Annotated in this window: 18 protein-coding genes and 1 tRNA gene; 5 read left to right on the top strand and 14 right to left on the bottom strand. The window is 53.7% G+C overall.

All coding sequences use genetic code 11. The features are described 5' to 3' along the window. Positions 1-1,149: a UDP-galactopyranose mutase gene (gene glf, locus AC2FI9_RS03965; RefSeq protein ID WP_496765802.1), complete on the top strand. Its 1,149-nt coding sequence runs from the start codon at positions 1-3 to the stop codon at positions 1,147-1,149. Positions 1,150-1,285: 136 nt separating this feature from the next. On the opposite strand, the gene rfbA is transcribed toward glf, so the two are convergent. The 4 genes from rfbA to rfbC are packed head-to-tail and all read right to left on the bottom strand — an operon-like array spanning position 1,286 to position 4,642. Beyond that, entirely contained in the window at positions 1,286-2,155 is an 870-nt protein-coding gene (rfbA, locus tag AC2FI9_RS03960) for a glucose-1-phosphate thymidylyltransferase RfbA (RefSeq protein WP_496726195.1), read from the bottom strand. An 11-nt stretch (positions 2,156-2,166) separates the two neighbouring features. Continuing rightward, positions 2,167-3,039 carry a dTDP-4-dehydrorhamnose reductase gene (gene rfbD, locus AC2FI9_RS03955; RefSeq protein WP_496765799.1) on the bottom strand — a complete coding sequence of 291 codons (873 nt, stop codon included), beginning with the start codon at positions 3,037-3,039 and terminating at the stop codon, positions 2,167-2,169. Next, positions 3,036-4,076, bottom strand: coding sequence for a dTDP-glucose 4,6-dehydratase (gene rfbB / locus AC2FI9_RS03950; RefSeq protein WP_496726193.1), 1,041 nt, complete (start codon positions 4,074-4,076; stop codon positions 3,036-3,038). The genes rfbD and rfbB overlap by 4 nt, the downstream gene beginning before the upstream one ends. Next, positions 4,073-4,642, bottom strand: a complete 570-nt coding sequence (rfbC, locus tag AC2FI9_RS03945; RefSeq protein WP_496766096.1) for a dTDP-4-dehydrorhamnose 3,5-epimerase — start codon at positions 4,640-4,642, stop codon at positions 4,073-4,075. Before rfbC ends, rfbB begins: the two co-directional genes overlap by 4 nt. 445 nt (positions 4,643-5,087) lie before the next feature. On the opposite strand from rfbC, the gene AC2FI9_RS03940 reads away from it, so the two are divergent. Both AC2FI9_RS03940 and AC2FI9_RS03935 read left to right on the top strand, forming a co-directional pair. Beyond that, a complete protein-coding gene (locus AC2FI9_RS03940; protein ID WP_496765796.1) occupies positions 5,088-6,896 on the top strand; it encodes a hypothetical protein in 1,809 nt (602 codons plus the stop codon). Next, a complete protein-coding gene (locus tag AC2FI9_RS03935; RefSeq protein ID WP_496726190.1) occupies positions 6,893-7,693 on the top strand; it encodes a hypothetical protein in 801 nt (266 codons plus the stop codon). Before AC2FI9_RS03940 ends, AC2FI9_RS03935 begins: the two co-directional genes overlap by 4 nt. A 145-nt stretch (positions 7,694-7,838) precedes the next feature. Here the strand turns inward: AC2FI9_RS03935 and AC2FI9_RS03930 are convergent, their stop codons facing one another. From AC2FI9_RS03930 to AC2FI9_RS03910, 5 genes are all read right to left on the bottom strand, one after another. Next, positions 7,839-9,791: an HAD-IA family hydrolase gene (locus AC2FI9_RS03930; protein ID WP_496765794.1), complete on the bottom strand. Its 1,953-nt coding sequence runs from the start codon at positions 9,789-9,791 to the stop codon at positions 7,839-7,841. Between the two features lie 293 nt (positions 9,792-10,084). Next, positions 10,085-11,134, bottom strand: a complete 1,050-nt coding sequence (gene arsB, locus AC2FI9_RS03925) for an ACR3 family arsenite efflux transporter (protein ID WP_496765792.1) — start codon at positions 11,132-11,134, stop codon at positions 10,085-10,087. After that, positions 11,131-12,396, bottom strand: coding sequence for an organoarsenical effux MFS transporter ArsJ (arsJ, locus tag AC2FI9_RS03920; RefSeq protein ID WP_496726187.1), 1,266 nt, complete (start codon positions 12,394-12,396; stop codon positions 11,131-11,133). Before arsJ ends, arsB begins: the two co-directional genes overlap by 4 nt. Continuing rightward, positions 12,393-13,391 carry an ArsJ-associated glyceraldehyde-3-phosphate dehydrogenase gene (locus AC2FI9_RS03915; RefSeq protein WP_496765789.1) on the bottom strand — a complete coding sequence of 333 codons (999 nt, stop codon included), beginning with the start codon at positions 13,389-13,391 and terminating at the stop codon, positions 12,393-12,395. Before AC2FI9_RS03915 ends, arsJ begins: the two co-directional genes overlap by 4 nt. Beyond that, entirely contained in the window at positions 13,388-14,221 is an 834-nt protein-coding gene (locus AC2FI9_RS03910) for an arsenate reductase/protein-tyrosine-phosphatase family protein (RefSeq protein ID WP_496765787.1), read from the bottom strand. Before AC2FI9_RS03910 ends, AC2FI9_RS03915 begins: the two co-directional genes overlap by 4 nt. A 223-nt stretch (positions 14,222-14,444) precedes the next feature. Here AC2FI9_RS03910 and AC2FI9_RS03905 point away from each other — a divergent pair. Then, a tRNA-Thr gene (locus tag AC2FI9_RS03905) sits at positions 14,445-14,520 on the top strand. A 359-nt stretch (positions 14,521-14,879) separates the two neighbouring features. Beyond that, positions 14,880-15,365 carry a bacterioferritin gene (bfr, locus tag AC2FI9_RS03900; protein WP_496765786.1) on the top strand — a complete coding sequence of 162 codons (486 nt, stop codon included), beginning with the start codon at positions 14,880-14,882 and terminating at the stop codon, positions 15,363-15,365. A gap of 147 nt (positions 15,366-15,512) precedes the next feature. On the opposite strand, the gene AC2FI9_RS03895 is transcribed toward bfr, so the two are convergent. The 5 genes from AC2FI9_RS03895 to AC2FI9_RS03875 all read right to left on the bottom strand — a co-directional run bounded on the left by AC2FI9_RS03895 (position 15,513) and on the right by AC2FI9_RS03875 (position 20,136). Beyond that, entirely contained in the window at positions 15,513-15,935 is a 423-nt protein-coding gene (locus AC2FI9_RS03895) for a hypothetical protein (protein ID WP_496765785.1), read from the bottom strand. 225 nt (positions 15,936-16,160) lie between these two features. Further along, positions 16,161-18,089, bottom strand: a complete 1,929-nt coding sequence (dxs, locus tag AC2FI9_RS03890) for a 1-deoxy-D-xylulose-5-phosphate synthase (RefSeq protein ID WP_496765784.1) — start codon at positions 18,087-18,089, stop codon at positions 16,161-16,163. A 14-nt stretch (positions 18,090-18,103) separates the two neighbouring features. Beyond that, entirely contained in the window at positions 18,104-18,970 is an 867-nt protein-coding gene (locus AC2FI9_RS03885) for a polyprenyl synthetase family protein (RefSeq protein ID WP_496765783.1), read from the bottom strand. Then, on the bottom strand, positions 18,971-19,213 hold the full coding sequence (locus tag AC2FI9_RS03880) for an exodeoxyribonuclease VII small subunit (RefSeq protein ID WP_058272726.1): 243 nt from the start codon (positions 19,211-19,213) through the stop codon (positions 18,971-18,973). Beyond that, complete coding sequence (locus AC2FI9_RS03875) at positions 19,210-20,136, bottom strand: histone deacetylase family protein (RefSeq protein ID WP_496765782.1); 927 nt, start codon at positions 20,134-20,136, stop codon at positions 19,210-19,212. The genes AC2FI9_RS03880 and AC2FI9_RS03875 overlap by 4 nt, the downstream gene beginning before the upstream one ends. Between the last annotated feature and the right edge of the window lie 17 nt (positions 20,137-20,153).

Genomic DNA, 20,153 nt, shown 5'->3' with positions numbered 1-20,153 from the left:
ATGCAGTTTTTGATGGTTGGGGCCGGATTGTCTGGGGCTGTGATCGGTCGCCAACTTGCGGAACAAGGGCATGATGTCACCGTGGTCGACAGCCGTGACCATATCGGTGGAAATTGCCACACAGAACGGGATGCCGATACCGACGTCATGGTCCATGTGTACGGGCCACATATCTTCCATACGGATGACGAAGAGGTTTGGCAGTATGTGAACCAATACGCCAACTTCCTGCCCTATAAGAACCGGGTCAAAACCACCTCGCGGGGGCAGGTCTATTCGCTGCCGGTGAACCTGCACACGATCAACCAGTTCTTTGGCAAGACCATGCGCCCGGACGAGGCCCGCGCGTTTATCACCGAAGAACAGGCTGATACATCCATCACCGACCCGCAGAGTTTCGAGGAACAAGCGATGCGGTTCGTCGGTCGTGATCTGTATGAGGCGTTTTTCAAGGGCTACACGATCAAGCAATGGGGCTGCCACCCGTCCGAGCTGCCGGCGTCGATCCTGAAACGCTTGCCGGTGCGGTTCAACTACGACGACAACTACTTTTTCCATAAATTCCAAGGCATGCCCGAGAACGGGTACACCGACATGATTGGTGGCATCCTCGATCACCCGGGGATCACAGTGAAGCTGAACACCATGTTCGATCGCAACATGGCGGATGGCTTCGATCATGTGTTCTACTCAGGCCCGCTGGATGGCTATTTCGACTATGAGCTTGGACGCCTGGGATACCGCACCCTTGATTTCGAACGGTTCACCTATGACGGCGACTATCAGGGTTGCGCCGTGATGAACTATGGCGAGGAAGAGGTGCCCTTTACCCGGATCACCGAGCACAAGCACTTTGCACCGTGGGAGTCGCACGAAGGCTCGGTCTGCTATCGCGAGTTTTCCCGCGCGGCGGGTCCGGATGACATTCCCTATTACCCGATCCGTCAGGTAAAAGAAAAAGCATTGCTGAGTGAGTATGTTGCGCTGGCCGACAAGACAGAGAAGGTAACTTTTGTTGGCCGTTTGGGTACTTACCGTTATCTGGATATGGACGTCACGATCCGCGAAGCCCTCGACACAGCGCGCGTTTTTTTAGCCGCGTTCGAAGCGAAACAAGCCCTGAAACCATTTTATACCGCGCCAGTTTAGGCGCGAGCGCCGGGCCGTTTCGGTCCAGTGCTTACTCGATTCACGTTCTGGCTGATCGGACGGAATGTCTTTGTGACGGCCCTAGCTTGGATGCAATTTATTCCGGATCGTCAGGCGCACTTACTCGGTGCTAGCTTTAATCGCTCAGAAGCGAATGAAGGTAGGCGCCATAAGTCGATTTTGCGAACAGTTTTGCGCGCTTCTCGAGAGCGGCATCATCGATCCATCCATTGCTCCAGGCGATCTCATCAAGGCTACCGGTTTGCATACCCTGACGTTCTGTCAGCGTTCTTACAAAGCTTCCTGCCTCCAGCAGAGTGCCGTGTGTCCCAGTATCCAGCCAAGCGAAGCCCCGACCCATAGTCTGAACATCGAGCAGGTTTTCGTCCAAGTACATTTGCAAAAGCGAAGTAATCTCAAGCTCGCCGCGCTCAGACGGTTGGATTTCTTTAGCCCGCGCCGGCGCGTCACCATCAAGAAAGTAAAGGCCGGTGACTGCGTAGTTTGACGGCGGGTTTTGTGGTTTTTCAACAATCTGACGAACCTTTTGGTCCTCAAAAGCAACAACGCCATACCGCTCTGGGTCGGCGACGCGATATGCAAAAACCGTACCGCCTTGCTTGTTGGCATCTGCCTGGGCCAGCAGACTTGGAAGACCGTGGCCGAAGAAGATATTGTCTCCCAAGATCAATGCCGAAGGAGCGCCGGCGAGGAAATCTTCCGCCAGTGTATAAGCTTGCGCCAACCCGTCAGGAGAGTCTTGCACGATCCACGTCAGTGACAGTCCATATTGACTGCCATCACCAAAGAGGCGAATGAACTGCTCCTGGTCCTGTGGTGTTGTGATGATTGCAACTTCGCGGATCTGCGCCAACATCAATACACTGAGTGGGTAGAAAATCATTGGCTTATCGTAAACTGGTAGCAGCTGTTTGGACACGGCCATCGTAATCGGGTACAGCCGCGTTCCAGAGCCTCCGGCAAGAATAATTCCCTTACGTTGCATGCGTTAACCTTTCAAAATTGGCCTTTTGGGGTCTGACCTAATTGCCTCAGTACCTTGGTTAGCCCGGCTTTCCAGTCAGGGCGAAGAAGCCCATAAGTTTTTTCAAGCCGGGAACAGTCCAGCCGCGAATTTTTTGGGCGGGCAGCAGGCGTCGGGTATGCGCTGGTCGGGATATCTTCAACCGAAATATCTAAGCCTGCCTGTAAAAAAATCTCGCGTGCGAAATCTGCCCAGCTTGCGTCTGGACTTCCTGCATAATGAAACAGGCCACCCTCCACACTGGACCCTGCCTCGGCCATTCTAAGCAATGTAGCTGCGATGTCCGCTGCAGGTGTGGGGCCCCCAACCTGATCGGCAACTATGGTTACGTGGTTTCGTGTTTCCGCCAATCGAAGCATCGACTTGACGAAATTGTTTCCATGCGCCGAGAACACCCAACTTGTACGGAGAATACCATGCCAGCCTCCGGCCGCCGCGACCTTATCTTCGCCTTCCAGTTTAGTACTACCGTATACGCCAAGCGGGCTAGTCGGGTCGTTTGTAGTTCGTGCGAGCGTCCCTGATCCATCAAAGACATAATCCGTCGAGATGTGAATGAACGGAATGCCACGTTCGGCCGCCGCTTGGGCCATAGAACCGGGCGCATCAGCGTTAACGCGCCGAGCGATATCTTTCTCGTCTTCAGCCTTATCGACCGCAGTAAAAGCAGCGGCGTTGATGACCACATCCGCGTTGGTTTTGCTTATGTGGTCTGCGCATGTTTTCGGGTGCGAAAGGTCCGCGTCCTCGCGCCCCAACGCCTCTATTATGATGCCGCGCGCAGGCGCTTGCGCTCGCAACTCTGTGGCGACCTGCCCGCTTCGACCGAAGACAAGTATTTTCATTTGGCAACACCAAGGCGATCGCCAACACCATCCCGCGCTAGAAGTGCATTCAGCCAGGCTTCGTTGTCCAGATACCACTGGACGGTCTGTTCCAATCCTGTCTCAGGGGTATAGTTCGGATGCCAGCCAAGGTCTTCGACAATTCGAGTTGGATCAATCGCATAGCGGCGGTCGTGACCCGGGCGATCAGTTACGAATGTGATCTGTTCTGAGTAAGGTTTCTCTGCCGGACGAAGCCGGTCCAGAATACTGCAGAGCATTTTGACGAGTTCAAGATTTGTCATCTCGTTTTCGCCACCAATGTTGTAGCTTGCACCGACGGCCGCTTTTTCCAGAACAAGCAGCAGCGCCTCTGCATGGTCCTCGACATGCAGCCAGTCGCGGATGTTATCGCCGTTGCCGTAAATCGGTATCGACTGCCCGGACAATGCCTTGAAGACTACGACCGGTATCAGTTTTTCGGGAAACTGATATGGACCATAGTTGTTTGAGCAATTTGTCAGAATGATCGGCAGGCCATAGGTTTCGTGCCACGCGCGTACAAGGTGGTCCGAACTCGCCTTCGATGCTGAATAGGGCGAGTTTGGTTGATAGGGGCTATCTTCGGTAAAAAAACCGGTCTCCCCCAGAGATCCGAAGACCTCATCGGTCGAAATATGGTGAAAACGGAAGTCTGCGGGTTTGCCTGCGTCGGTCCAATAGGCGCGCGCGGCCTCTAGAAGAACGTAAGTGCCCGTGACATTGGTGTCGATAAAGGCAGCTGGACCATCGATTGAGCGGTCTACATGGCTTTCGGCGGCCAGATGCATGATCGCGTCAGGCTTATGTTTCCTGAGCACAGCCTCCATCGCCGAAGCGTCACGAATATCTGCGTGTTCGAAAGCATAGCCTGGCGCATCAGCCGCTACCGCAACATTGTCGAGGCAAGCTGCATACGTCAACGCATCTACGTTGACTACCGAATGACCTTGGGCAACGGCACGACGAACAACGGCAGACCCAATAAAACCGGCGCCTCCAGTGACCAAAAGTTTCATTTGGTGTCCTCAAAAGTAAAGGGGGATTCTTGTTCTGACAGGCGCAGCGCAGCCGCGTCTTTTTCAGATAGCTTTGTTTCGGTTGATGTTAGCGGCCATTCAATGCCGATTTCGGGGTCGCTCCAGTGAACAGCCCCCTCGGTTTCTGGCGCATAAGTGTCTGAACACTTATATACAATTTCGGTGTCCGGCTCCAACGTCATAAACCCATGGGCAAATCCAGCCGGGACAAGTAACATGCGTCCATTTTCAAAACTCAGTTCTTCACCGACCCATCGACCAAACGTCGGAGAACCCTTGCGAATATCTACCGCAACATCGAAGAGTCTTCCACGTCCGCAGCGAACAAGTTTAGCTTGCGCTTTCGGTGGTGCCTGAAAGTGCAGGCCTCGTACCGTTCCGATTTCACTGGACACAGAGTGATTGTCTTGAACAAAAACTGTATCGATCCCGGCGGAAGAGAACTGATCACAGTTGTAGGTCTCTTCGAAAAAGCCTCGGTGATCGCCAAATCGCCTCGGTGTAATCAGCTTCACCTCTGGTATTGAGAGGGTTGTGAATTCCATAATTAACATTACCTGTAGTGCCATTCTGCGGCGCACGCAGAGTAAAGAATGGGCTAACTCAATCGCCATTGCTGGACAATATCCAAATAGGCTTATACTCGAAAATGGAGGCCGGGAAAGTCTCAATGCAGAAAGTTGCATTTTCGAAGGCCTGTTTGCAAATCAGATTACCCACGAGCGACAGTTCACTTGCAGTCAACAAAGCCGTTTACGTTGGCGGATCTCTTCTTGAGGCAATAAGCTGTGTTTTGGGGCATGCCTCAGGTTTGTCAGGGCTTGATGTCAGGTTGTAACACTCGATTGTCGTGCGCTCCTGTTCTATGTTTTGGGGCTCCCGAGGTCATCGGGGAATTAGTTTCAGTGAGTTTGATAGACTACTGGCAGGCGAGTTCGATGCTTGGTATCAACAGCGCTGAATTCTTATTCACCTCGTGTTGGAGTGTCTATGCTGTCGCAGGAACGAAACAAAGCTGAAGTCGTTCGACGGACGGGATGCACATTCTCCACAATTTCGAACCTAATCGAAAACCACGACGTTATCGCCTTCGATGTTTCGAAGACATTGTTGTCGCGCGGCGTGTTAAGTGTGGATGGCGTTTTCCGTTTCATAGAGAAGTCACTCGGTGTCGACGGTTTTTATGGCGCAAGACTAAAAGCGGAGCAGCTTGCTCGGAGGCGTTTTGGGACAACCGAAGCGTCCGAGATTAGTTTACACGAAATTTATAGCCTTCTTGCAGTTCTTCTGCCGGACAACACCGTGACGCCTGACGATGAAAGAGAGTTCGAAGAAAAGTTCCACTTTTTAAATCAAGCCTTTGTTATGATTGCCACAGTTGCTCGGGCTAAAGGGAAGCAATTGGTCGGTATTAATGACACGAGACTGAATAAAGACCAATTATCGAGGCTATTGAAATCACATGGGATTGAACTGGATGCGCTAATTAGCCCTACGGAAGGCCGTCACTTTCTTTTGAAAGTTGCAGCCAATGAGGAGGTCGCACCGAACCGTGTCCTGCATTTTTGCCAGCGCGAATTCGCGAACATGAACGTTGACGTGGACTGCGCTTTGACAGCAATTCATGTAAACCAACACAGCGATTGCCTTAGGCAGGATGATGCTCCATTTGTTGATCAAGACCGCGGAGAATATACGTTCACCTCGGACTTGATTTTCGGCCAGATCGCAGCGCGAATGCCTCATGTCGATCCCGAGGAACCCGATCTTTATAGTTTCGGCTTCAATGTTTGCGGGCCGGTATTGCTGGGGTTCTGTGACTATATTGCGGAACGTTCAATACAAGATGGGTTCGATGAACTGCTTCTTCCGCCTGGCCAGCACCACATTATTGAGCAATCTCTGAGCATTCTGAAACTGCCGTTAACAAGCTACTCGATCAGCGATGTGAAAGAAGCTTTTGACGGTGAATTCTTGGATGCTTCTGCTGTAGAACGCAAACAATTGCAGAAGCGTATCGACGCATGGACGGTTCAAGGTTCAAAAAACATTGCTATCGCGGATATCGATGGCAGTGCACCGGACATTAAATTTCTGTCTTCATTAAGAGTGCATCGGTATTGTATTTGTGGTCAAAGTTCTCCCAGCCGAGAGGCAAGGGCTTCAGCCTACCTTTTTGACGGTTTGAATGCGATGAGCACCGATATGTCCGTAAGGGTAGGCCCAGTTCTGTCAGATTTTTTGTTCGTCAATCCTGATACGTCCTTCCCACATCTGAATTCGGGGAACGACATATCTTTGTCTTTGAGTGCAAAATGTGAAATGAACGCCGATATTGGCCTCCTCGCTTCAATTTGTGTCCAACGAGGGGCTCTCGATTTCCTCCGCATGATCGCGCCAAGAAAAGACGCGTTAGATCGTCGGGAACTAAAAGACTTCAACCTTTTCTGTCTTACGCGACTGATCACAACACCGACCGAAAGGGAATATCGGGCATTCGAGAATGTTCCGTTTCCGCGATGCAAGGGTGAGAGTGAATGGAGAACTGTCGAGTCTTACTGGAAGCCTAAGTCAATCTCGTCAAAGTACCTGGACAATTCTAGTAGGCAAAATCAAGAGCAGCAGTTGCACAACTACGATCTCATGCTGCCAAATTCCATTAAGCAATTATCTACTCGAGACGACATTGGGCAACTAGATTGGCGCCGTATAATGTACCGCCACCCGCTGAAGGTCTCGTACTGGAACTCAGTACGGCGGTATCAGCGTCGAACACAAAGAGAGTTGGGTCAGAAATGACAGTTTCTAACAGCGACCCGTTGAAGATATTCGTTCCGTTTGTGAACGAAAAGATGGCAACTGAACTGTTCTCTCGAAACAAGTTTTTGTTTGAAAGGGATATTCATCTGATTGACAACCGCGGTCGATCAGCAGGCCTGCCGACGCTATACAATGAGGTTATAGAAAAGTACTTGAACGAGGACATGTGGCTTTTTTTCGTACATGAAGACTTCGAAGTTCAGGGAGAGTTGTTTGACACAGAGAACTTGGCACTTGAAGCAATTTACGGAACCTTTGGAGTAAGGCTGGATGGGCATGCACCGGCCGGGTTTGGTCAGCATAAGTGTAGTGAAAAAGACGGCTCTTCGGTGCTACAGGTCGGTCTGCCGGTGACTGCACCAACTTGGGTTGAAACACTGGATTGTGTGGCGATTCTAATTCACACTCGGTTACTTAGGGATCGGCCCGGGTTGCGGTTTGATGAGACCCTAACGTTCGACCTTTACGCCGAAGACCTGTGTATTAACGCGCAGGAGAATTTTGGGATTCCTGTGATAGTTTTACCCGTCGAGTTCCAACACTATTCAAAGGGTTTTGTTACAGAGCGTTATTGGCTTGGAATCAAGCACTTGGGTGAAAAATATCCTAATGTTGGCGTGCCCGGAAGTTGCTCATTCATTGGTGGGAAATCGCAAGAATTGGAGGCCCGCTACACTTATGACATTCCGGCTAACAGAAAAAAGCGGCGCGACAAAGAAGCAAGAAAAGCTCGAAACTCTTCGAGAGCCTGGCGATTGTTCAGAAAACGATCATAGGCGACGAATTTGCCCTGACGGCTTTACACCTCGAAATCTATTCAGGTTACGACATTAAAACGTTCTTCATCGTGACCGGCGAGATTTTCAAGGTGAGCAAAGCCTGCGTTCGCGAACTCTGTCAGACTATCAACACTGCATAGGGCTATAACTTAATTTTTTTTCTTTTTCGCAAAACAAATTTCAGTAAGGCATATGACAAGGGATTGAGTTGCGATCCATAGGCAGCACGCCACCGGCTGCTTTTGGCGTTTTGATAATGTGTGCTGCGTTCACCAATGCGCGTCAAACTCTCACCGGTTGTGTCACCTACGCCATCGAAGATTCTTACATTCTTGAACCTAAGGGCATCTTGGCGATGCGGTTTACTCAGGAAATGACGCATGTCTCGCTCATCCTTCGGGTTGGTGTATTTTGCCAACGTCTCTGTCGACATTGCCCGTAGTACGGACTCGATTGCTTGTAGGGCGGAATCTTGAATTTTCTTGGCGCGCTGGAGGTTGGCTGCCTCCAACTCGCTGAGTTCAGCGGTGACCCAAGAAATATCACCGGATTCACTTTGCTGCAGCCCAAGGACGCTGCCATGATTTGCCGAACAGAGAAACTCCACGATATCCCGAAAATCCGTGAACCATGGCGTTAAATGGGAAGGAAGACCATTTGACGCTGTAAAACTCTCATATTCCAAGCCGTTGCGACGTAGGATTGATGTGGCATGCCGACTTGTGCCGAAGTAAAGGCCCAGGATATCCGCTTCTGCATCAACAATCTCGCAAATTGAGCGCTGTAGACTGCCGCGCCAACCTACGTCAAAGACGGCCGTGCTAGAACCTGCCGGGAAGGCCGAACGATAGTACTTTTTTAGAGCGGCGCGCTCGTGGGCAAACGACTGAAAAAAGGTGTCCGGACTTTCCTTTAGAAGTCTCAAGATTTTTTTTCGCGCTTTTCGCGTTAGTGGGTCCGTTCCACTTAGGCCATGATTGGCAAAAAGATCTGTTAAGATCGGCCCGCCGGAGATTTTGCCCAGAAATTCGTCCAGTGTCTCCGAGCTTTCTAAGGTGGTGTGAAGCATCCCGCCAATAGTGTTCGGCTCCAAAACTGTGAATGGAAGCGTGAGTAATCGCCGGGAGGCAGCTATGTACTGCGTGTCATATTCATTTGGCCACAAAAGTTCGAATGCTGCTTTAGGAAACATGCCATCGCGAGCAAGAAATGCGATGCGTGAGATGCCCCTATCGTCCATTTCCCGCTTCATCCAGATAAGCATTGATGTGATCAATGGTGCGATCAATACGGCCCCAATGGCCTCAAAGTACTGATCCTCAGACAAAGTACGGAAGTCCAGCTTTTCAGAATCGTAGTGATGCGTTTCCAGAAAATTTGCCGAAAAAATCTGAGATATGGGACGCGATCCCGAAAGCATATTGGAATGGTGCTTTGGTTTTGGAGATCTGGCAGGTACGTCCTTGCTAGCCAAGACTACATGGGACTGCATACCTGCGCTGGCAGCCATTTTGCCATCGGCATGTTTGTTATCACCGATATGTAATATTTTTTCGTGTGGAACACCAAAGTACTCAGCCACCTCTTCGAACAAGTTGCCAGTATGTTTGGTCTTTCCTTGCTCGTTCGAAACGAAGACGCGTTCCCATCCGACAATTCCTTTTGCCTCCAGCACTTTCTCAAGAAAGTTTTGGGGAAGGTACATATCCGACGTGATGACAAGTCGTTTCTTTGTGTTTTTTAGCTTGGCCACCAACTTTCTTCCAAAATTGGTGGCGTGAAGCAGGTCCATTTCCGTTTCTAGTTCGAGCTGTTTGATCTGCTCAGTTTGCGTACCGCTACAATTCGTGAGTTGTTGAAAACAAAAATAAATCTCGTCTAACGAAACGTCCTCCAGTCCTTTCTGGTCTGCGTCTTCCCGAGCCAATTGCTCGGCTGCGACCCGATAGTCCTTAAAATACTCGGTCACCTGCCTTGTTTCTATGTGCTCCTCCATGAAACCGAAGGCATCAATGGGAGAGTTGCAATGGCGAAAGAGGAGGGTGTCGAAGATGTCCACAGACAGGAAATCGTAATCACCGATCTTGGAAAGCACTGCGCTACTGGAAGACACATTCATTGTTTTTCTGCGATTGCTTATTAATGCCAAAATAGTCTCACGCTAACTAGGTTTGTCTGAATTGATGCTTGCGTCAGGGCTCGACAAAAGCACTGACTCACTCTTGCGCAGAAATTCGGTTAATGCAGACGACTTATCAAGCTGAAATTGAACTTCGTCCATTTTCGACAGCTGCTGAAGCACGAGTAGTACTTCGAGACAAAGCGTTAGTGAACCCGAGTTTTCGGTTCACTTTACGCTTTTGGGTGATCTCCGCGACTGACCATTTGTCAGTTGGAATTGAGTGTTTTTTTAGAGTATTGCGTTTCGACTGCTGGAAAACGCGCCCGTGTACGGTTTGCGAAGGCAACCAGTGACAGCATAACCGGAACTTCAACCAGAACACCTACGACCGTCGCCAGCGCTGCTCCCGAGTTCAATCCGAACAGGCTGATGGCCACAGCGACGGCCAGCTCAAAGAAGTTTGACGTGCCGATCATGGCGCAGGGTGCGGCGATCCGGTGCGGCACTTTCAAAGCAAAGGCTGTGCCGTAGGCCAGGGCAAAGATACCGTAGCTCTGGATCAGAATTGGCACTGCGATCAAGACAATCACCAGTGGTTTGGCCAGAATGGTCTGCCCCTGCAAGCCGAACAGAATGACGACCGTGGCGATCAGGCCCATGACCGACCACGGCTTGACGCGTGCGGAAAACGCATCGATTGCCTCCTGCGATCCCAGTTTGTGTCGGGTGAAGAGGCCGGCGATCAGCGGCAATACGACATATAGAACAGTTGCCAGAACCAGCGTTTGCCATGGAACCTGGATATCGGTCACGCCCAGCAGAAAGGCCACGATCGGGGCGAATGCCACCACCATGATCAAGTCGTTCACGGAAACCTGCACCAGCGTATAGGTCGCATCGCCCCTGGTCAGCTGAGACCAGACGAACACCATAGCGGTGCAGGGCGCGGCACCCAGCAGGATCAGCCCGGCGGTGTATTGCGCCGCGTCTTCGGGTTTAATCCATGGCGCAAAGACGTGGTCAAAGAACAGAACCGCCAGAAAGGCCATGGTGAACGGCTTAATCAGCCAGTTGACCACCAGCGTCACGATCAACCCGCGTGGTTGCCGGGCAACGCCCGCCACTGCGCCGAAATCCACGCCGACCATCATGGGGTAGACCATCGCCCAGATCAGCAAAGCTACCACAAGATTGACGCTGGCCACTTCGGCCGAGGCGATCAGTTGAACCAGGCCGGGTGCAACCAGTCCGATCAATACGCCGCCAACCATGGCCAGCGCGACCCAGACGGTCAGGTAGCGTTCGAAGATGCTCATGTATATGCCTCATTCGTCTGGTCGGTTAGTTTGCCGGATGTCAGGGCGGCCAGCGCGACCATAGCAGCAGCGGTGCCCAGAACCAGTGGAAGCCCGCCAATCTGATAGGTAAGTCCCGACAGGACAGTGCCGACCAGGCGGCCCGTCGCGTTGGCCATGTAGTAAAAGCCCACATCCATCGTCACACGCTCGGACTTGGTGAAGGCCAAGATGAGGTACGAATGCAGCGCCGAATTGACGGCGAAGATTGCCCCAAATGCCAATAGGCCCACAACCAGCGTAACGGTCAGCCATGTCTCAGGGCCGGATGAGAGCAGAACCGCGATGGTCAGGGCAGCAGGCACACAAAACAGCGCCGCGGCCCAATTCTTGGCTGCGTGGATAAGGTCCCCTTCCGGGCGTTCCTTTGCGCGCAGGATTTTCGGCGCGCTGGCCTGAACTGCTCCGTAAAGTATGACCCAAACGGCCATGAATGTGCCGATCATAAAAAATGCGGCACGGTTGCCATCCTCAGTTCCATCCGAAAGCACCGCGTAGAAATAGATCGGGATGCCGACTACAAACCACACATCCCGCGCCCCAAACAAGAAGACACGAGCGGCGGATAGCCAATTCACGTTGGCGGATTTCGAGAAGACCTCAGAGAATTTGGCGCTTTTGCGCCCTTTGGGCAGGCCGGTCGGCATGAACAGGATGACGGCGACGAGGAATGCGGCAAGTATGATCGCCATTGCCAGAACAGCCCACATGAAGCCCACTGTCGCCAACAGTGCCGCCCCAAGCAGAAACCCAAACCCTTTCACAGCGTTCTTCGAGCCGGTCAAAATCGCGACCCAGCGAAACAACCCTCCGCCCTCAGTCGGGGCCAGCAGTTTGACGGCGGATTTTGAGGACATCTTGGCTAGGTCCTTTGCAACCCCACTGGCCCCTTGCACAATCATCACAAAGACAACTTTTACTGGGATCGCCCAATTAGGGTCTAGTTGCGTAAGAACCAGCAACGCTGCAATCTGCAGTGCCAGCCCTGCATAAAGCGTCGAGGTCAGCCCAAACCGCGCCGCGATCCAACCGGCGGCAAGGTTCGTGCCCATGCCGGCGATCTCATACAGAACAAACAGATATGCCAACTGAACCGGCGAGAATCCCATACTATGAAAGTGCAGCAGCACCAGCATACGCAGGGCCCCGTCGGTCAGCATGAAGGCCCAATAGGCTGCTGTGACCGTGATGTAGGCCGACATACCTTCGGGCCTTTGGGTCACAGCGATGCACCAACCATCAGGGCAACGTCGACCAGACGATGGGCGTAACCCATTTCATTGTCGTACCACGCATAGATCTTCACCTGCGTGCCGTTCACCACCATGGTCGAAGGCGCATCCACAATCGAGGACCGTTCGTCGTTGGTGTAGTCGGTGGAAACTAGCGGTCGCGTCTCATAGCCGAGAATGCCTTTCAACTCACCTTCGGCAGCGGCCTTGAAGAGCGCGTTGACTTCTTCGACGGTGGTTTCACGCTCAACCTCGAATACGCAATCCGTCAGCGAGGCATTCAGCAAGGGAACTCGCACGGCGTGACCGTTCAGCCGCCCCTTGAGTTCCGGGTAGATCAGCGTGATTGCCGTGGCCGACCCGGTGGTGGTCGGGATCAGAGAGTTCAAAGCAGACCGCGCCCTGCGCAGATCTTTGGCGGGGCGATCCACGATGGTTTGCGTATTGGTCACGTCGTGAATTGTGGTCATTGATCCGTGGCGAATACCAAGGTTTTCGTGGATGACCTTGACCACTGGGGCCAAACAATTGGTCGTGCAGGAGGCCGCTGTCACGATGCTGTGGACATCCGGATCATAAGTGTCCTCATTCACGCCCATAACGATGTTGGCGGTCGGGCCATCCTTGACGGGGGCCGAGACAACAACCTTTTTCACGCCTGCCTCAAAATAGGGGGCCAGCTTGGCTTGGGTCTTGAAGACACCGGTGCAGTCGATCACCACATCGACTCCGTCCAGCGGCAGTTCCGCCAAATCTCTGGTGCCGATAAAGGGCAGACGTGTGCCGTTGATCGTAACGCTGTCGGCATCATGTGCGAACGTGGCATCCCAGCGGCCATGAACCGTGTCAAACTCCAGCAGGTGCGCGTGCATTTCGGGGCCACCGACTGAATCATTAATCCAGGCGATCTTTGCGCCTTTGTCCAGCAGCGGTTTCAAGGCCAGTTTTCCCATCCGGCCCAACCCATTCACAGCATAAGTCGTCATTTCATGTCCTCAGTGGGCGTTCTGCCGATGTCATCAACAGCAGTTTGCAGTGCGATCCGGTCGAGGCTTTCGACCGGCAAAGACGTAAAGGCCTCAATCCGGCGCTTGAGCGCGCCATATGCATGTTGAAATGCAAGGCTTCTTTCGGCATCCGTGCCCTCGGCCCTGACCGGGTCCGGCATGCCCCAATGGCCACTGATTGGCTGGCCTTCCCAAGCGGGGCATTCCTCATTTGCGGCCTGATTGCAGACCGTGAAGACGAAATCCATCTCGGGCGCGCCGGGGGTTGCAAACTCGGACATGTTCTTGGACCGCAGGATGGATGTGTCATGCCCTTTGTCGTCCAGAACTTGCACGGCCATCGGGTTGAGCTCGGATGTGGGCTGCGTACCAGCCGAGTAAACGTTGAACCGGTCACCCCCCAGGGTGCGCAGCAGGGATTCCGCAAAAATCGAGCGGGCAGAATTGCCCACACACAAAAACAAGACGTTGAACTTCCGGTCTGTCGCGGCCTCATTTCCCAGAGAAAATGGCATGCAGATATCAGGGCGACCGCGACAGCAATCGACGATCAGATAATCAAGCATCTGCTGCACGTTTTTCATTTCAATCGAATAGAGAAGAGATGTCCCGGAACGTTCCTGCTTGACCAGCCCCGAACGCTGAAGCGCGTTCAGATAGTTCGACAAGGTGCTGGCCTTCAGGTCGAGTTCCGCCGCCAGCTCTCCTGCCGGGACGCTGTCAGGAAAACGTCGCATGAGCATGCGAAACACAAGGATACGCTGCGGATGACCCAGGATGGCCAACTGGTCTGTTATCTGTTCTATCATATTTCATGAAATATTAAAATAAGACAACCCAGTCAACCGAAAATACATGGCCATCGAAGGTGAGCGTAAGCGTTGGAACAGGCGTGATATTCTTGCTGGAGCGTGGTGATGGAATGGGCTTCAAGCGATCTGAGCTGCGGGAATCACCATCACACACCGGTAGGCGTCCGAGGATATCGAGACTTGCACGCATCTGCCCGAGGGTTTAAAGGAACCGTCGCTTGCCTCAATAGCTCAGCTGGTAGAGCAGGTCCTTCGTAAGGACAAGGTCGGGGGTTCGAGTCCCTCTTGAGGCACCACGTTCCCCTGTAAAGTTATGCTAAACTAGCGGCCTACCTCGTATCTCACTTTTGGTTCGATCCTGCGGGCTATCATCGGATGCTAGCGCAGCTCAATCTCCGGAGCTGTTTGCCCGCGTAATTTTGATCCGCAAGGGCCATGCTTCCGATCGGTAAGCAGGTATCAGGGAATCGTAAGTGTGGTGGAAAAACGCTTTCAAGTGACGGGTTCTGATTCAAACGAGAATCGTCAGGAAACTTGCAAATACCTGTTTCAAAACAGATATTTGAAGGTTTCGGGTTAAGCCGCTCTGGTGGTAGCATTCAGCTTAAAAAGTTGTTTCCACGCCAGTTCTTAGACACAGCCAAGGAGTTTCATCATGAAAGGTGACAAAAAGGTAATTGAATACCTGAACAAAGCTCTGCGCCACGAACTAACGGCCGTCAGCCAATACTGGTTGCATTATCGCCTGCAAGACGATTGGGGTCTTGGCAGCATGGCCAAGAAAAGCCGTGAAGAATCCATTGAAGAGATGGAACACGCCGACAAACTGATTGAACGTATCATCTTTCTGGAAGGGCATCCCAACCTGCAGAAACTTGATCCCCTGCGGATCGGTGAAAACCCGCGTGAAACGCTGGAATGCGATCTTGCAGCAGAGCAAAGCGCGCGGGCGCTTTACAAGGAAGCGCGGGATGTCTGCAAAGAGGCCGGAGACTATGTCTCAATGGGATTGTTCGAAAGCCTGATGTCGGATGAAGAAGGTCATATCGACTTTCTAGAGACGCAGATCGAACTGTATGATCGCATCGGGCCCGAGCTTTTCGCGCAACTCAATGCAACGAAGATGGAAGACGCCGACTAACCTGTAGTGGTGGTTATCGGGCGAGTTTCAGCGACCGCCGTGAACAGGACATCAGGCTCTGGATAAAACCGAACTCTGTTTTCAGTTCAATGTGTGCCTGCGCGAATGACCTGACGGGAACAGCCGCGGTATTGAGATGCTAGCGTTCTAAGCGCATTCCTGCACGCCGAGGTTTATCAGGTACTCACCCGTCACATAAAAAAGCTCATTGGGCCCGGCGAACCTTGCTTTGGACATGAACCAGTTTCTGATCGGATTTGGGTAGTAGCTAGATAGTGACGCGCTTTTCCTGTCGAACTCATCTGCCGTCATTTTCGTTCGGTTTGGGTGATGGGGGCCGTGAAAGCCAAAGATCGTCTCGGGCGAAACGCAAACATCGTCCGCACCCAGCAGCATGGTGCAACTAGAGTGGCAATAGTCCCCGTTGATCTGGAATTGCGCGTTGGTCCGGTTGGCGATTTCGATCTGGACCATGCGATCCACAATCCGCCCCCCCGGATCATTGCCAACCTGAATCTCTTTTGAACTTGCCGCCACGCTCATCAAAAAAAGCGCGACCAAAACTGCCATGATGTTTCTCATCCGCCCGCCTGCTCAAGGGTGGAGTTTTTGTTTTTCTTACTACTATCAGAAATGCGGGGAAGCGGGAACGCTGCGCCGGGACTCAAGCGGTTCCTGTGTTCTCAAGGACTCACCCAAAAGCGACTGAATTCGGCGGCTGGCCGAAATTTCCGTCAAAAGCGGTGCTTGCAGATTTTCCAACAACGGTGAAATTCAGTTGCCTAGCTTCATGCCTCAGGCGCGTTTTTCGCCGATGGTTGCTACACCCAGAACGGATAGCACTTTGGCCTCGATTTGCTCGGCATTCAGGCCCGCTACTGTATACATATCTGCGGGGTTGGCCTGGTCGATAAAGGTATCAGGCAGAACCATCGAGCGATACTTGAGACCCTGGTCAAAGACGCCTTCATCGGCCAAAAGTTGGGCAACATGGCTGCCAAAGCCGCCGATGGCACCTTCTTCAATGGTGATCAACGCCTCGTGGTTGGCGGCCAGATCCAAAATCAGGTCGTGGTCCAAGGGCTTGGCAAATCGAGCATCAGCGATAGTGGGGGTGATCCCACGCGCAGTCAAAGCTTCGGCCGCTTTCTGCACTTCGGCCAGCCGTGTCCCGAAGGACAACAGTGCGACCCGTGCGCCTTCTTGGATGATCCGGCCTTTGCCGATTTCCAGAACCTCGCCACGTTCCGGCAAGTCGACGCCGACACCTTCGCCGCGAGGATAGCGGAACGCAATCGGGCCTTCATTATGCGCGACAGCGGTGGCCACCATATGCACCAACTCGGCCTCATCCGCTGCGGCCATGACCACGATGCCGGGCAGGTTGGACAAATAGGCGATATCGAACGACCCCGCATGGGTCGCGCCATCTGCGCCCACCAACCCTGCACGGTCGATCGCAAAACGAACCGGCAGGCGCTGAATGGCCACGTCATGCACGACCTGATCGTATCCACGCTGCAAAAATGTGGAATAAATTGCGCAGAAGGGCTTCATCCCCCCCGCAGCCAGAGCGGCGGCGAAGGTCACACCGTGTTGTTCGGCAATCGCCACATCGAAACAGCGCGACGGATAGCGTTCCGCAAACAGGTTCAGCCCGGTTCCGTCGGGCATCGCGGCCGTGACAGCAACGATCTTGTCATCGCGTGCGGCCTCTTCCACCAGGGTTTTGCCAAAGACCGACGTGTAAGATGGTGCGTTTGAGGGCGCTTTCTTCTGCTCCCCCGTTACCACGTCGAACTTTGCTGTCGCGTGACCTTTGTCCCTGGCTTGCTCGGCGGGGGCGTACCCCTTGCCCTTCTTTGTCAGCACGTGGATCAGGATCGGGCCAGTGGCGCGGGCCTTGACCGTGCGCAGGACAGGCAACAGCTGATCCATTTCGTGCCCGTCGATTGGACCGAGATAAGAAAAGCCCAGCTCCTCAAACAATGTGCCGCCCACGGCCATGCCCTTGAGCATCTCCTTGGCGCGTTTTGCCCCTTCGCGGAAAGGTTCCGGCAACAAAGACACCGCACCTTTGGCGGCGGCTTTCAGGTCGTGAAACGGTTCTTCCGCATAAATGCGTGACAGGTAATTGGACAGCGCGCCAACTGGCGGTGCGATGCTCATTTCATTGTCATTGAGAATGACGATCAGGCGTTTCTTCAGGTGGCCGGCGTTGTTCATCGCCTCAAAGGCCATGCCGGCAGACATCGAGCCGTCACCGATCACGGCGATCGCATCACCCAATCCCTCGGGGGTCACGCCGCCCAGATCGCGAGCGACGGCAAAACCCAACGCAGCGCTGATCGAGGTCGAACTGTGCGCCGCGCCAAACGGGTCATAGGGGCTCTCGCTGCGCTTGGTGAAGCCGCTCAGCCCGTCCTTCATGCGAAGGGTACGGATACGGTCGCGCCGTTCGGTCAGGATTTTGTGCGGATAGCACTGATGACCAACGTCCCAGATGATCTTGTCGCGCGGCGTGTCGAACACGGCGTGCAGGGCGGTCGTCAATTCGACCACGCCCAGACCCGCGCCCAGATGCCCACCGGTGACAGACACGGCCGAGATTGTCTCGGACCGCAACTCCTGCGCCACCTGATGCAATTGCGCGTCCGAAAACTGCTTGAGATCCGCAGGGCGGTTCACAAGGTCCAGCAGGGGCGTGTTCGGGCGGTCAGACATTTGGCGTTCCTGGCTTAGCTGTCCCGGGCAATAACGAAGCGGGCCGCGTCCTTCAAGGTTTCAGCCTTGGCACCGTATCCATCCAACGCCGCGCAGGCCTGATCGACCAGTTCTACAGCGCGGGATTTTGCGGCGTTCAGACCCAAAAGCGAAACAAACGTGGCCTTGCCTGCCTCGGCATCTTTTTGCAATCGTTTGCCGGCCTTCTCGGCATCACCTTCAACATCCAGAATGTCATCAGCGATCTGAAAAGCAAGGCCAAGCGCCTGGGCATATTGGCGCAAGGGTTCGGGATCTGCCTGGGCCAACCGCGCACCGGCGCAGGCGGACCATTCAATCAGCGCCCCGGTCTTACCAGCCTGCAGCGTGGTGATCTGCTCCAATGTCAGGGGCGCGGCCGTTGTTTCAGCCGCCATATCCAGCGCTTGCCCCAGCACCATTCCCTGCGCACCGCTTGCTTTGGCCAGGGTTAGAGCCAATTCAGCACGAACCTCTGCATTTCCGACCTCGGGCCGGGTGCACAGCTCAAAGGCCAATGTCTGCAGGGCATCACCGGCCAGAACGGCGGTGCCTTCGTCCCACTTTAAGTGCACGGTCGGACGTCCACGACGCAGATCGTCATCGTCCATGCAGGGAAGGTCATCATGGACCAGCGAATAGGCGTGCAGCGCTTCGATGCCTGTCGCAGGCCAGATTGCCTGTGTTGAGTCGATGCCATGCATCCGCGCGCTTTCCAGCACGAGAAACCCACGCAATCGCTTGCCGCCCTGCGTGGTGTAGGCCATCGCCCGGGTAACATCCAATTCGTCCAGCGCGCTCAGGACCAGATCGAACTGAGCCTGAATCCGCGAGGCATCCTGCGCCAGAATTTCCTTGAACATTTACTGACCTTCGACAGGCGTCGTCCCGGTTGGCTGCCCATTGGCGTCCAACGTGATTGCCGCAACCTTTTCTTCAGCCCGCTTCAATTCGTCTTCGCAGCGTTTCTTCAACGCGGCACCGCGCTCATACAACGCAATGGACTGATCCAGCGCCACGTCCCCACGCTCCAACTGGCCGACAACGGCCTCAAGCTCTTTCATCGCTTGTTCGAATGTCATCTGATCAACAGGAGTATCGGTCATCGGGCTGCCTTCATCAGTTCTTCCACATGGGCACGAGTGGCCTCGGCCAGGGCGTTCAGATCATACCCGCCCTCCAAAGTCGAGACGATACGACCTTCACACAGCTCATCGGCGATCTTGCACAGCTCGGCTGTAACCCAAGCAAAATCGCCTGTAGACCAGTTCAAGTTGGCCAGCGGATCGTCCTGATGCGCATCAAAACCTGCCGAGATGATGATCAGTTCCGGCTTGAATGCGCGCAACCTCGGGAAGGCTTGCGTCTCGTAAGCTGTCCGCATCTCGGCCCCACCAGTGCCGGGTGCCAGCGGGATGTTCAAAACGGTCTCATAAGCGCCGGTTTCATCCGGGCGCCCCGATCCAGGCCACAGCGGCATTTGCTGGCTGGTGATCACCAGTGCACGTCTTTCATCCCACAGCAGATCCTGCGTGCCGTTTCCGTGGTGAACGTCGAAATCAACAACAGCTACGCGCTTCAATCCATGATGATCCAATGCGTGTTTGGCAGCCAGCGCGGCGTTTCCAAACAGGCAGAACCCCATTGCCGTTTCGGTCTCGGCATGGTGACCGGGCGGGCGGATGGCGCAAAACGCATTCGAGGCTTCGCCGCCCAAAACCATGTCTACTGCGCGCACGACCGCCCCGGCAGCGCGATAGGCTGCATCGACCGACCCCGGCGACATGAAGGTGTCGCCGTCAATCTGTTTGAAGCCATCGGATGGCCTGCTATTTCGAATTTCACGGATATGGCTTTCCGGATGCACGCGCAGCAAGTCGTCATCCGCCGCCAAAGGGGCGGTTACACGTGTCAGTTCCAAGCCTTCTAACGCATGCAGAATATGCTCTAACCGCGCCACCCTCTCGGGGTGACCTTGCGGTGTCACGTGATCAAGGCAATCTGCGTGGGTCAAAAGGGCGGTTGTCATCGGGATCCCATCTTCAT

The organism is Ruegeria sp. CDSA246 (assembly GCF_059611225.1).
The sequence above is the reverse complement of the archived record's forward strand: the minus strand, read 5'-3'. Positions and strand labels throughout refer to the sequence as shown.

What these genes read in the sequence shown, in the direction of transcription:
- glf (WP_496765802.1), top strand. Translation starts at nt 1, where the DNA reads ATGCAGTTTTTGATGGTTGGGGCCGGATTGTCTGGGGCTGTGATCGGT.
- rfbA (WP_496726195.1), bottom strand. Translation starts at nt 2,155, where the DNA reads ATGCAACGTAAGGGAATTATTCTTGCCGGAGGCTCTGGAACGCGGCTG.
- rfbD (WP_496765799.1), bottom strand. Translation starts at nt 3,039, where the DNA reads ATGAAAATACTTGTCTTCGGTCGAAGCGGGCAGGTCGCCACAGAGTTG.
- rfbB (WP_496726193.1), bottom strand. Translation starts at nt 4,076, where the DNA reads ATGAAACTTTTGGTCACTGGAGGCGCCGGTTTTATTGGGTCTGCCGTT.
- rfbC (WP_496766096.1), bottom strand. Translation starts at nt 4,642, where the DNA reads ATGGAATTCACAACCCTCTCAATACCAGAGGTGAAGCTGATTACACCG.
- AC2FI9_RS03940 (WP_496765796.1), top strand. Translation starts at nt 5,088, where the DNA reads ATGCTGTCGCAGGAACGAAACAAAGCTGAAGTCGTTCGACGGACGGGA.
- AC2FI9_RS03935 (WP_496726190.1), top strand. Translation starts at nt 6,893, where the DNA reads ATGACAGTTTCTAACAGCGACCCGTTGAAGATATTCGTTCCGTTTGTG.
- arsB (WP_496765792.1), bottom strand. Translation starts at nt 11,134, where the DNA reads ATGAGCATCTTCGAACGCTACCTGACCGTCTGGGTCGCGCTGGCCATG.
- AC2FI9_RS03915 (WP_496765789.1), bottom strand. Translation starts at nt 13,391, where the DNA reads ATGACGACTTATGCTGTGAATGGGTTGGGCCGGATGGGAAAACTGGCC.
- AC2FI9_RS03910 (WP_496765787.1), bottom strand. Translation starts at nt 14,221, where the DNA reads ATGATAGAACAGATAACAGACCAGTTGGCCATCCTGGGTCATCCGCAG.
- bfr (WP_496765786.1), top strand. Translation starts at nt 14,880, where the DNA reads ATGAAAGGTGACAAAAAGGTAATTGAATACCTGAACAAAGCTCTGCGC.
- AC2FI9_RS03895 (WP_496765785.1), bottom strand. Translation starts at nt 15,935, where the DNA reads ATGGCAGTTTTGGTCGCGCTTTTTTTGATGAGCGTGGCGGCAAGTTCA.
- dxs (WP_496765784.1), bottom strand. Translation starts at nt 18,089, where the DNA reads ATGTCTGACCGCCCGAACACGCCCCTGCTGGACCTTGTGAACCGCCCT.
- AC2FI9_RS03885 (WP_496765783.1), bottom strand. Translation starts at nt 18,970, where the DNA reads ATGTTCAAGGAAATTCTGGCGCAGGATGCCTCGCGGATTCAGGCTCAG.
- AC2FI9_RS03880 (WP_058272726.1), bottom strand. Translation starts at nt 19,213, where the DNA reads ATGACCGATACTCCTGTTGATCAGATGACATTCGAACAAGCGATGAAA.
- AC2FI9_RS03875 (WP_496765782.1), bottom strand. Translation starts at nt 20,136, where the DNA reads ATGACAACCGCCCTTTTGACCCACGCAGATTGCCTTGATCACGTGACA.